The organism is Psychroserpens damuponensis (assembly GCF_000826655.1).
Taxonomy (GTDB): Bacteria; Bacteroidota; Bacteroidia; order Flavobacteriales; family Flavobacteriaceae; genus Psychroserpens; species Psychroserpens damuponensis.
Genome location: NZ_JXJO01000016.1, coordinates 311,638 through 324,461, shown reverse-complemented (window position 1 = coordinate 324,461; position 12,824 = coordinate 311,638). Strand labels below are relative to the sequence as shown.

At 32.1% G+C, this 12,824-nt stretch carries 9 protein-coding genes; 4 read left to right on the top strand and 5 right to left on the bottom strand.

Translation table 11 applies throughout. The annotated features are described in order from the left end of the window. Positions 1 to 142 precede the first annotated feature (142 nt). Together fahA and TD29_RS08320 are read left to right on the top strand one after the other, a co-directional pair. Positions 143 to 1,435, top strand: coding sequence for a fumarylacetoacetase (gene fahA, locus TD29_RS08325; protein WP_040280010.1), 1,293 nt, complete (start codon positions 143 to 145; stop codon positions 1,433 to 1,435). A gap of 422 nt (positions 1,436 to 1,857) precedes the next feature. Beyond that, a complete protein-coding gene (locus TD29_RS08320) occupies positions 1,858 to 3,042 on the top strand; it encodes a hypothetical protein (protein WP_040280009.1) in 1,185 nt (394 codons plus the stop codon). A gap of 64 nt (positions 3,043 to 3,106) precedes the next feature. On the opposite strand, the gene TD29_RS08315 is transcribed toward TD29_RS08320, so the two are convergent. Genes TD29_RS08315 through TD29_RS08300 form a run of 4 tightly spaced genes read right to left on the bottom strand, consistent with a single transcriptional unit; the run spans position 3,107 to position 7,726 of the window. Next, entirely contained in the window at positions 3,107 to 3,637 is a 531-nt protein-coding gene (locus TD29_RS08315) for a hypothetical protein (RefSeq protein WP_040280008.1), read from the bottom strand. Then, positions 3,630 to 4,037, bottom strand: a complete 408-nt coding sequence (gene ytxJ / locus TD29_RS08310; protein ID WP_040280007.1) for a bacillithiol system redox-active protein YtxJ — start codon at positions 4,035 to 4,037, stop codon at positions 3,630 to 3,632. Before ytxJ ends, TD29_RS08315 begins: the two co-directional genes overlap by 8 nt. A 36-nt stretch (positions 4,038 to 4,073) precedes the next feature. Then, a complete protein-coding gene (locus tag TD29_RS08305) occupies positions 4,074 to 4,490 on the bottom strand; it encodes a response regulator (RefSeq protein WP_040280006.1) in 417 nt (138 codons plus the stop codon). 2 nt (positions 4,491 to 4,492) lie between these two features. Then, positions 4,493 to 7,726 (bottom strand): PAS domain S-box protein, encoded by a 3,234-nt coding sequence (locus TD29_RS08300; RefSeq protein ID WP_161792609.1) that lies wholly within the window; start codon positions 7,724 to 7,726, stop codon positions 4,493 to 4,495. A 429-nt stretch (positions 7,727 to 8,155) separates the two neighbouring features. On the opposite strand from TD29_RS08300, the gene clpB reads away from it, so the two are divergent. Both clpB and TD29_RS08290 read left to right on the top strand, forming a co-directional pair. Continuing rightward, on the top strand, positions 8,156 to 10,765 hold the full coding sequence (clpB, locus tag TD29_RS08295) for an ATP-dependent chaperone ClpB (protein ID WP_040280004.1): 2,610 nt from the start codon (positions 8,156 to 8,158) through the stop codon (positions 10,763 to 10,765). A 162-nt stretch (positions 10,766 to 10,927) separates the two neighbouring features. Beyond that, positions 10,928 to 11,332: a hypothetical protein gene (locus TD29_RS08290; RefSeq protein WP_241485255.1), complete on the top strand. Its 405-nt coding sequence runs from the start codon at positions 10,928 to 10,930 to the stop codon at positions 11,330 to 11,332. Here the strand turns inward: TD29_RS08290 and mqo are convergent. Further along, complete coding sequence (gene mqo / locus TD29_RS08285; protein ID WP_052467028.1) at positions 11,322 to 12,812, bottom strand: malate dehydrogenase (quinone); 1,491 nt, start codon at positions 12,810 to 12,812, stop codon at positions 11,322 to 11,324. The genes TD29_RS08290 and mqo overlap by 11 nt on opposite strands. Positions 12,813 to 12,824 lie beyond the last annotated feature (12 nt).

Sequence of the window (12,824 nt, the reverse complement as noted above, 5' to 3'; positions counted from 1 at the left end):
AAAAATGAAGTTTTATAACAAACTTTTATGAGCATGTTATTAACAGTTAAATTATCGCTATTTTTTTATGCTTTTATAGGATTAGAATAAAAAAATTATGTAGGTTTGACTAGAAATAACAAACAACAAAACACTCTACAATATGCCTTTATCTGCAAATAATCCTGATCGCTCATCGTGGCTACACGTTGGAAAAAGTTCTGATTTTCCAATTCAAAACATTCCATTTGGAGTTTTCTTAACTCGTGATGATATAATAACCATAGGAACTCGAATTGGTGACACAGCCATTGACCTTGGAGCTTTACATCAATTAGGATATTTTGAAGGTATCCCTTTAACGGATGATATTTTTCTTCAAGATACCTTAAATGATTTTATTGCTGACGGTAGAAAAACATGGCGTTTGGTGCGTAATCGTATTGCTCAAATTTTTGATGTAGAAAACGAAACGCTTAAAAATAACAATCCGCATAAAGAAGCCATTTTATTTCGTTTAGATGAAATTGAAATGCAATTACCAATACAAGTTGGTGATTATACCGATTTTTACGCAAGTAAAGAACATGCCACTAATGTTGGTACCATGTTTAGAGACCCAGACAATGCATTATTGCCAAATTGGGTTCATATGCCAGTTGGATATCATGGCCGTAGTTCGTCAATTATTCCTTCAGGAATTCCTGTTCATCGTCCGCAAGGTCAAACTATGCCAGCAGATGCTAGCGCACCAGTTTTTGGGCCCTCCAAATTAGTAGATTTTGAGTTAGAAATGGCTTTTATTACAACAGATGCTAACGATTTGGGAGAGCCTATTCCTATTGCTGAAGCTGAAGAATACATTTTTGGATTAGTATTATTTAATGACTGGTCTGCTCGTGATATTCAAAAATGGGAATATGTACCATTAGGACCATTTTTAGGTAAAAACTTTGCCTCTTCAATGTCGCCTTGGATTGTGACACTTGATGCCTTAGAGCCATTTAGAGTAGAGAGCCCAAAACAAAACCCGAAACCTTTAGATTACCTTCAAACCAAAGGAAAAAAGAGTTTTGATATCAATTTAGAAGTTGGAATACAACCAAAAGGTGCTAAAGAAACAACGGTTGCAAAATCTAATTTTAAATACATGTATTGGAACATGTCTCAACAATTAGCACATCATACAGTTAATGGTTGCCCTGTAAATTCTGGAGATATGATGGGAAGTGGAACGATTTCTGGACCAACACCAGACTCTTACGGATCTATGTTAGAATTATCATGGAAAGGTACAAAACCACTTAAAATGAAAGATGGTAGTGAGCGTAAATTCATAAACGATCATGATACCGTAATTATGAGAGGTTATTGTGAAAATGATGGTACACGTATTGGGTTTGGATCTGTAAAAACACAATTATTACCTGTTTTTAATCCTAAGAAGAAAAAGTAGCTTTTAGGCTTCGACAGACTCAGCTTCTGCGAAACATACAAACATATATATAGCAGCTTGAAGTTAGAAGGATATCCTTTTAATTTCAAGCTTTTTGCTTTTAATCACTTCGGAAAGTTTAAAGTATTAAATAATTTTAAACATGTTGTTATAGGTCGCTCTAGTCGATTCTACGTTAAAATTTCAAACTATATCAAGAGGATTACATCCATATTTTAGGATACTCAAATAGAGCTTTACACTTCAAAAACCTACATATTTGTACTAACGTTAAAAAAAACAAAAATCAACTCAACCGTTGGGTTTTACTGTACTTTAAGCCCTTAACAAACTTCAATTAAATATTCTGAAAACTAAGCCTTTTGAAGTCTGGCACGATGATTGGATATCTACTAAAATAGAAACCAATAAAACCAAAAAAGATGAAAAAATTACTACTCTTATCAGTACTTATTTCATTACTAGCATCGTGTAGTGGAAGAAAACAAATTGAAAAAGCAATTAGTCATGGTAACTATGACCAAGCTATCAATGATGCCTTACAAAAACTCGAAAACAACAAAGACAAAAAGCGTAAGCAAGACTATATCGTTATGCTTGAAGATGCGTACTACAAAGTTTTAGAGGAAGACCTACAGGATGTTGCGCATTTAAAAAAGGATGGAAACCCTGAGCAATACAAGGCGATCTATGAAATCTACTTAGATTTAGACGCAAGACAAAACGCTATTAAACGTGTAATGCCATTGCAAATAAATGGTGTAAATCTAGACTTAAATTTTAATGATTATTCTTCGGAAATCGTCGACTACAGATATAAAACATCAGATTATTTAATTGATCAAGGTATCACACTTTTAGACTCTGAAGATAAATACAATGCGAGAGAAGCTTACAAGCTATTTAGCTATATAGAACGTATCAATCCTAATTTTGAAGAGACTAGAAGTTTGATGGCTGAAGCTCATCAAAAAGGAACTGATTATGTGATGGTATCTATAGAAAACCAAACCAATCAAATTATTCCGCAGGAATTAGAAGCCGACTTGTTAAACTTTGATACTTACGGATTAGACCAGTTTTGGACGGTGTATCATGCACAGCAAATTTCCGAAGTAAACTATGATTATGCGATGCAATTGCAGTTAAAGCAAATTAATATTTCGCCAGAGCAGGTAAACTCTAAACAAGAACTGAAGCAAAAAAATATTATTGATGGTTGGGAATATCAAACCGATAACAATGGTAATGTAATGGTTGATAGTTTGGGTAACAAAATTAAGATAGATAAAATTGTTAACGTAAAAGCAAGGTATTTTGAGACCAATCAATTTAAATCTACACAAGTAGTTGGTGAAGTGGTTTATACAGATTTAAAAACAAATCAAACCTTAGATGCTTTTGCTATACATAGTGAGTTTGTGTTTGAGCATTTTTATGCAACTATTAGAGGTGACGAAAGAGCCTTAAACAATCAAGAATATAAGTTAACTAGAAATAACAGACTCCACTTCCCTAGCGATGCCCAAATGGTGTATGATACTGGAGAAGATTTAAAACTAAAATTAAAAAATATTATTAGTTCTTATAGAATGAGACGAAGTTAATTTCTATATATTCTCAATACACAAAAGCTCCTGCAATGACTATTAATGGTCAAATGTAGGAGCTTTATTTTTTTGATTTTCCTACTTTAAAAGATTGTTTAAAGCGTTGTCTCTTTTTTGATTGTTTTACTGGTTTTGAATTATTGTCACGTTGTTCTCGTTTCAAATCTTCAATAAGCTTTGATTTAACTAATCGTACTAAAACAGCATCTCGTTTTATATAACTAAAAACGCAGCCTATAAAAAGCACAATACTTCCTGCAATAGCAACTGAACCATTAGAGATAAGTGGAAATTTAGTATATAAATTGACCGCAATTTGTGGCTCTTGATACATAAATTGATACCAACCTAACCCTAAACAAATTACAGCTAATATTAAAAGTACAACTATATTATAATTAATATGCTTGAGTGTGTGTTTTTCAACTTTAGAAATATGAGTAACAGATAGTAATGGATTGCTTTGTTTTTGTTGCTCTGTAATGTAGTTTAAAAAACTATCTGTTAAAAGATGAGATTGAAATCCATGGCTTCGTTTTAAAAGATCTTCTTTGGTAATAGCGTACTTAAGAACTACACTTTTTTTATTCAAAACGTTTTAAGTCTAAATCATTAATAGCACCATGACTTGCGTGAGCTACTGTAGTTCGGTTTTTTATAATTAATAGTTGAGGAGATTGATGAATGACTTGAAATGTATAACCAACTTCGTTAGATACTTCTCTATAGTTAAGTAAATCTAAATAGTATAAGTCAAAATTAGCCTCTAAATCATACATGCTTACAAATTGTTTCATGACCATACTACTTATTCCGCATCGCGTAGAGTGCTTAAAAATAAGTTGTGTTTTGGTTTGGGAACGCTTTTCTATCTCGCTTAGTTGAGATACCTCTGTTAACGCTTGCCATGGCAGCACTTTGTCTTCTTTTTTAGTATTTCTTTCGTTTGAAGATCCGTTAGAAGATCCAAACATTTTATCAAAAATCCCCATGTCACTTATTGTTATATTTTATAAAAAAAATAATGATTAAATTTTACCTTCTTCATGCAGCTTATTCATAATAGCTATTAATTCACCACGTTTAATAGGTTTAATAATATAATCTGAGATTTCACTTATTTTTTTAACACGCTCTATATCTATAGGATCAACAGATGAGGATACCATATAAATAGTTATTTTTTTGCCAACTCTAGGTTTTAGTTTTACATACTCCTCCATAAATTGAAACCCATCCATAACTGGCATGTTAATGTCTAATAGAATGATATCTGGTAAATTTTTTGGGGTATCAATATTGTCTAATAAGAAGGAATAAGCTTCTTCTCCATCTGAGAACGCTTCTATTTTTTTATTAAAATCTATAGATTCTAAAATTTTTATTACAGTAAATTTATAAATTTCGTCATCATCAATAACGCAAATATTTATTTTATCACTCATAGTTATTTATTAAAATTTATAATAAAAGTTGATCCTTTATTTACTTCGCTCTCAACTCTTATTGTTCCGCCTAGAGACTCTATTTGTAACTTAGTCATAAACAACCCTATGCCTTTTGCTTTTGGATGTCTATGAAATACTTTATTAAGACCAAACAATTTATGTTTGTGTCTATCTATATTTATACCTAAGCCATTGTCACTAATTTCTAAAACAGTATGTCCTTCTACAAGTTTTGTTTTTAGATGAATTTTAGGTGTTCTATCTTTAGATTTATATTTTATAGCATTTTCAACTAAGTTAAGAAAAATACTCTCAAAATAAATTTTATTATATAGTATTTTATTGACGACTTCAAAATCAGCTGTGATAATAGCATCTGTTTCAATTATTTGAGCTGCTAAAATTTCTTTAGTTTTATTCAACGTTATGGCAAAATCTACTTGCTCTATAGATACATTTTCCTTTTTAATTTTAAGCGCTTCAACTAAGGTATTTAAAATTTCTGTTAAATGATTTATAACCTTTTTAAATTTATTGAACACCAAATCTTTGTCTTCATCCTTAGACAAGTAATACATATCTATTAAAGAGTTTAAATTACTTACAGGTGCCCTCAAATTATGTGAAGTAATATGAGCAAAATCTGCCAACTGGATATTTTGTTTTTTGAGTTTATGAGCAAGTAATTCTAGATTGTCTTTTGAATTTCTAATACTACGTTCTACTTGTTTTTGAATAGAAATATCTCGAATGGCCGATGACACAAGCAAACCTTCATCTGTCTCTAAAGGACTCAAACTTATTTGAATAGGAAATTCTTTACCAGCTTTATTTATACCTATGAGTTCTCTATTTTCTCCCATGGCTATAGATTTTGGGTCTGAGAAATATTGGTCTCTATAAACTTTAAAATTTTCTACAATACGCTCTGGCATTAGTTTTTCTATTTTTTCTCCTCTTATTTCTGAAGCCGTGTATCCAAATAAATTTTCGGCTTGTTTGTTAATTAGGTGTATACGTTTTTGATCGTTAAGAATAATCATAGCATCTGGAGCAGACTCTAAAAGACCTCTAAACTTATTTTCTGCCATTTTTTGGCTAGTAATATCTTGTGTGGCACCAACAATTTCTTTAATTTCTCCCTGATCATCTAAAAATACTTTTCCTGAGACCCTAAGTGTTTTTACAGTTCCTTTTGGAGTTATTATTCTATGTATTAATTCACCTGTAAAGCATTTATCTTTAAAGGTGTTTTGCATATGATTTTCTACAGCTTCTTTATCTAGTGGATGGGTCATATCTAAAATGGTTTGAGGTCCAATTTCAATAGATTCTTTACTATAACCCAGGATGTCATATAAATTATCTGACCACACTATAACGTTTGCTGCCGCATTCCAATTCCAGTGACCAGTTTTAGTAATCTTTTCAGCAAAATTTAATAAATCATTTTGTCTCAATAATTTTTCCTCTGTGTCTTTACTATGAGTTATATCCTGAAAACTCCCAACTACAGAAATGATTTCATTATTTTCATCTGTAAAAACTTTACCTAAAACCTGTATAATTTTAACTTTTCCTTTATCAGTAATTATACGATGTATTAAGTCTCCATCAAATGTTTTATTTTCTAAAGTTCTTTCTACATGTTGTTGATGCATCTCTTCATCTTCAGGGTGAACATATTTTATAAGCTCTTCAATTGTTATAATCTCATCCTTTTGTTCTCGTTCTAAAATAGTATATAAACCAGAGGACCATGACATTCTATCTTTTTTGTAATCCCATTCCCAATTTCCAATTTTATTAATTTTCTCAGCAAAGTTTAAAAGTTGATTTTTTCTTCGTATTTCTTTTTCTGTATTTTTTATATGAGTTATATCTTGAAAAACACCAAAAAGTTTTACGCATTTGCCTTCTACATATTCTGCTTGTCCAATATCTCTTATCCAAATTACGTCACCTTCTGAAGTGACCACTTCAAGTTCTAAATCGAAAGGCTTCCCAGTATCTACTAGTTCATGAAAGGCATTTATTATTTTAACTCTACTTAATCCTTCTTTATAAAGATGTAAACTATTTTTACTTAAAACTTTATAATCTTTGGGCAACTTTAAAATCCTCTTTGAAATATCACTAAAATTTAATTCATCTGTTTCTAAATCTAGCTCCCAAGTACCTATACGAGCGACAATACTTGTTCGTTTCAAAATTTGCTCTATTCGCTGTTTATCTAAGGCTTGTTCTTTAACATGGGTTATATCTCCTGTATGCATTAGCAAGCCACCAATTGTATTGTCATCTAAATACCAAGGTCTAACATCCCAAAAAATCCATTGTACCGATCCATCTTCACGTACAAAAGGAGCTTCTTCACAAGTATCTATATATCCATTTAAACACTTTTGATGTTGTGCTTTCCAATCCTCTCCTATTTCAGGAAAAACTTCATAATGAGATTTGCCTATAATATCTTGGCCTTCTTTATTGTAATCCTTTTTCCATTTCTCAGACACTGCAATGTATTTCATATCTTTGTCTAACATGGCCAATGATGGAGCTGCTTGCTCAACAAATATGGTGTTGTAGCGATTTTTTTGTTCTAATTCTTGTTTTAATTGCTTAAGTTCGTTTAGGTTACTTTTTATTTCGTCTTTCGATACTTTTAAACTTTTATTTGATTCATCTAACTCATCATTTTTAAGAATTAACTCTTTAATAGTAGGCATGAGTAAAAAGAAAAATCCAATAGCTAAAAGGAGTATTGACAACACTAATAACACATAAAAATTAAGCTGTAATTGCCTTGTATTCTCTTCAGCTTTGCGTTGAAATTCAAACACTATAGCATCCATGGTGTTAACAAAGGTGTGCTCAGATTTTGATAAATTTATCGCACTATTCTCATTGTTAGCGAAGTTTCCCGAATTCAGAATAGCTACACTCGACGCTAAAATTGTATCTGATGCCTCTTGGATAATTGTAAATAAAGAATCTACTTTTGCGTTACGCTCTCTCCTTTTGTAGGTATCATACAAATAATTATGAGACGTCTCAAATTCATTTAAAAGTAATGTAATGTCTTCTTTAGAGACTTTAGATTTATACACATTTAAGTTTGTATGATAGGCTAAAACATTTTTAGTTATGTTTTGGCTTAACATACGTTGTCTCCCAGATTTATTTATTAAATAGGCGTCATCTTTCTGCTTGGTTACATGGTTTTGAACCAAAACAAAAACTATTATAAAAAGCAATAGAGAAGCTATAGCAAAGATACTAGACCTTTGCTTGATTTTTTTTTTGAGGCTGATCATTAAATTTCAATATATAAACAGGTTAAAAACATAAAGTCTTCAAAATGTTTGCGTTGCATTTAACTATATAGCTTAAATGTACTAGTTTTTTTTAAATTTCTTTATATTATGCAATGCATTTATCTAAAATATATAGAATATAAATAAGCTTTTTTGACAAAAAGTCATTATATCGCAGAATACCACTGTCATATTGTCTCAAAAACATAAATAATTTAAAATGGTAAGGTAATTGAATTACCTATTTAAAATTACAATAATTACAAACAAAGGTTCATTTTCAAGAGCGACTGTACTACAAAAAGCAACATCATCTCTTTTTTATGACCTATCTAAAAATATACTATGAATTTTAACAATTTTACCATTAAATCCCAAGAAGCTATACAGCAAGCACAACAGCTCGCTCAAAGTTTGGGTCATCAACACATAGAAAACGAGCACATCGTTAAAGCTATTTTTGAAGTTGATGAAAACGTATTGCCATTCATTCTTAAAAAATTGAATGTCAATATCGACATTTTGAAATTAGCACTAGACAAACAACTAGAAAGCTTTTCAAAAGTATCTGGAGGTGAATTATCCATTTCTAGAGAAGCTAGCAAAGCACTTAACGAAGCGTCTATCATTGCTAAAAAAATGAATGATGATTATGTTTCCGTAGAACATTTAATCCTTGCTATTTTTAAATCTAAGAGTAAGATTGCTCAAATGTTAAAAGATCAAGCTGTTACTGAAAAAGGTCTGAATACTGCAATAGAAGAATTAAGAAAAGGCGACAGAGTAACGTCTCAAAGCCAAGAAGAAACCTACAATTCACTTAACAAATACGCTAAAAATTTAAACCAATTAGCTAAAGATGGAAAACTAGATCCTGTGATTGGCCGTGATGAAGAAATAAGAAGGATTCTTCAAATTTTATCGCGTCGCACTAAAAACAACCCTATACTTGTTGGTGAACCTGGAACTGGAAAAACTGCCATTGCCGAAGGTTTAGCACACAGAATTGTAGATGGAGATATTCCTGAAAACCTCATCGATAAGCAAATTTATGCTCTCGATATGGGAGCTTTAATTGCAGGTGCAAAATTTAAAGGTGAGTTTGAAGAACGACTAAAAGCCGTTATTAAAGAAGTAACCACAAGTGATGGAGATATCGTTTTATTTATTGATGAAATCCATACCCTTGTTGGTGCAGGAGGCGGACAAGGAGCCATGGATGCAGCCAATATTTTAAAACCAGCTTTAGCTCGTGGAGAGCTGCGCGCTATTGGCGCAACAACTTTAGATGAGTATCAAAAATACTTTGAAAAGGATAAAGCTCTAGAACGTCGTTTCCAGAAAGTGATGGTTAATGAACCAGATACCGAAAGTGCTGTTTCTATTTTGAGAGGGATAAAAGAAAAATACGAAACCCATCATAAAGTTCGTATTAAAGATGAAGCAATTATTGGAGCTGTTGAATTATCTGAAAGATACATCTCCAACCGATTTTTACCAGATAAAGCCATTGACTTAATGGACGAAGCTGCTTCAAAGCTGCGTATGGAAATTAATTCTAAACCTGAAGAACTCGATGTTTTAGATCGTAAAATCATGCAATTAGAAATTGAGATTGAAGCGATAAAGCGAGAGAAAGACGAGGTAAAACTTAAATCTTTACGTGCAGATTTAGCAAATCTCAAAGAACAACGCACAGAGATTAACGCCAAGTGGAAAAGCGAAAAAGAGGTTGTAGACAATATTCAAACTACAAAATCTAACATTGAAGAATACAAGCTTGAAGCCGAACGTGCTGAGCGTGATGGTGACTACGGAAAAGTTGCTGAAATTAGATATGGAAAGATAAAAGAAGCGCAAGAAGCCCTCGAGAAATTTCAAAATGAATTAAAGGCAAATCAAAATGACAGCTCCTTAATAAAAGAGGAAGTCACTTATGAGGATATTGCAGAAGTGGTTGCAAAATGGACTGGTATTCCTGTGACCAAAATGCTACAAAGTGATCGTGAGAAATTGCTAAAACTAGAGAACGAATTACACAAACGTGTCGTTGGTCAAGAAGAAGCAATCACAGCTGTAAGTGATGCTGTAAGACGCTCTAGAGCCGGTTTACAAAATCCTGAAAAACCAGTAGGTACATTTTTGTTTTTAGGAACAACAGGAGTTGGTAAAACAGAGCTTGCTAAAGCCTTGGCAGAATATCTTTTTGATGATGAAAACGCAATGACTAGAATTGATATGAGCGAATACCAAGAAAGTCATAGTGTGAGTCGTTTAGTTGGTGCACCTCCAGGATACGTTGGTTATGATGAAGGTGGTCAATTGACCGAAGCTGTGAGACGTAAACCGTATTCTGTAGTATTACTAGATGAAATTGAAAAAGCACATCCTGATACGTTTAACATCTTATTACAAGTGTTGGACGAAGGTCGATTAACAGACAATAAAGGTCGTGTGGCCGATTTTAGAAACACCATAATTATTATGACATCTAACATAGGAAGTCATATTATACAAGAACGTTTTCAAGCAACTAAAGATGTAGACTCTGCCATAGAAGCTGCAAAAGTAGATGTATTAGGCTTACTTAAAAAAAGTGTTAGACCTGAGTTTTTAAACCGTATTGATGACATTATCATGTTTACACCTTTAACCAAAAATAACATTAAAGCTATTGTTGGTTTACAATTAAAAGGGCTTCAAAAAATGCTAGAAAGTCAAGGAATTACGTTTGATGCAACTCCAGAATCTATTTCTTATTTAGCCAATAAAGGTTATAACCCAGAATATGGAGCAAGACCAGTAAAACGAGTCATACAAAAGGACGTTTTGAATGAATTAAGTAAGGAAATATTATCTGGAAAAGTAACAACAGATAGCATTATTTTATTAGATGCTTTTGATGACAAATTGGTATTTAGAAACGAAGCCAGTTTAGTTAATGAAGACATTTAAAAAATAATTAAAAAACACTGTAACAATTTTACGTTGTTACAGTCTTTTAAGTGGTTGGTTAGTTGAAAAGCAATGTGATTTTTAGAAATAAAATGAACATTGCTTTTCTTTGTTATATACTAATTTTGTATCTTAACTATATCAAATGCATCAAACATGGGAATGTTTCATTATTATGATTTAGGTCATGCCGAACTATTTATTTTTGACGACTTTTTAATTAAACAAGTTAGAGAAGGTGAAGTGATCGATTTTAAAGAGACCGAAGAATTTATTACCATCGTAAAAGAGCATTTTTGTGGTAAAAACATGGCCTACATTTCTAATCGTATGTCTTCTTTTTCAATAAACCCTTTAGTGTATAAAGAAGCAGATTTGATACCAAATATGGTTGCTATAGCTGTTATTTCTTCGGAAGAAAAAATTACCAAAAGTGCCAAATACGAGAGTCAGTTTTTTAAGGGACCATTTGATATTTTCGATAATTTAAATGATGCCATTAAATGGGTTCATAAAATCATAGACCAAGAGAATAAAAAAGCATTAAACAAAACGCTTAAAGCTTAAGCAGCTTTTTACTTTTTTCTAAATGGCTTTTAAACAGTGTTTCACTTATGTTTTCTCGCCAACTCGGCACAATTTGAGCTTTTAATTGCTTTCCTTTTTCAGAATTTAGAAGTTCAGGAAATGCTTTATCTAAAACGTCTAACATTACATAAGTTGCAGTAGATGCACCTGGAGAAGCACCAAGCAAACACGTAATACTTCCATTTTTACTACTTACAACTTCGGTACCAAATTGCAGTTTTCCTTTTTCAAAGTCGTCCTTTTTTATAATTTGAACGCGTTGTCCTGCGACCAATAATTCCCATTCATCACTTTTAGCGTCTTTATAAAATTTCCGAAGGTCTTCCATACGATCTTCATGAGACATTGCCAATTGCTCCATTAAATATTTTGTTAGCGGTAAATTATGCCAAAAAGCGCCAAACATTGAAGACACATTATCCAATGTTATAGATTTAAACAAATCAAAATTAGAACCTTCTTTCAAAAATTTAGGACTAAAGCCTGCAAAAGGTCCAAATAACAATTCACGTTTACCATCAATATATCTTGTATCTAAGTGAGGCGTTGACATTGGAGGATCATTAGGTCCAGCTTTACTATACACTTTAGCATTGTGTTGATTGATGATTTCCTCATTTTTACACACCAACCATTCGCCACTTACTGGAAATCCGCCATAACCTGCCTTCTCCTCTATCTCTACTTTTTGCAACAATAATAAACTTCCGCCTCCTGCTCCAATAAACACATGATGTGCATCGTAATATTTATGTTGATCCATATTTAAATCGTTTACAATTACAGACCATTCTACATCAGCATCAGGATCTATATCTAAGACTTCTTGACGACATTGTACTTTAGTATCATATTGATTTTCTAGGATTGAGAAAAGTTGACGTGTTAAATTTCCGAAGTTAACCTCAGTACCACGCTCTATTTTACTGGCTGCAATTTTTTCTTCGGAAGAACGACCTTCTGCAATTAAAGGAAACCATGATTTCATTGTTGAAATTTGTTCTGTATATTCAATAGAATCAAACATAAAATGTGATTTCATCGCTTCATAACGTCGCTTAAGATAATTGACATTGTCTTCACCAAAAACACAACTATAATGTGGTACATTTTTTATAAAATCTTCGGGAGCATTAATTAAACCTTTGGCTACTAAATAAGACCAAAACTGTTTTGAAACTTCAAATTGATTGCAAATAGTAGCTGCTTTGTCTATAGAGACTTCTCCGTTTTGGTTTATCGGACAATAATTAAGTTCACACAACGCCGAATGCCCTGTTCCTGCATTGTTCCATGCTGCAGAACTTTCTAAAGCCACATCATCTAAACGTTCTAAAATAAGAATATTCATATTAGGATCAAATAGTTTGGCCAATAATGCTAATGTTGCACTCATGATTCCTGCACCTACACAAATTAAATCGTAGTCTTTATCTATGTGAATATTAGATGTGCTCATCGTAAATTTTTC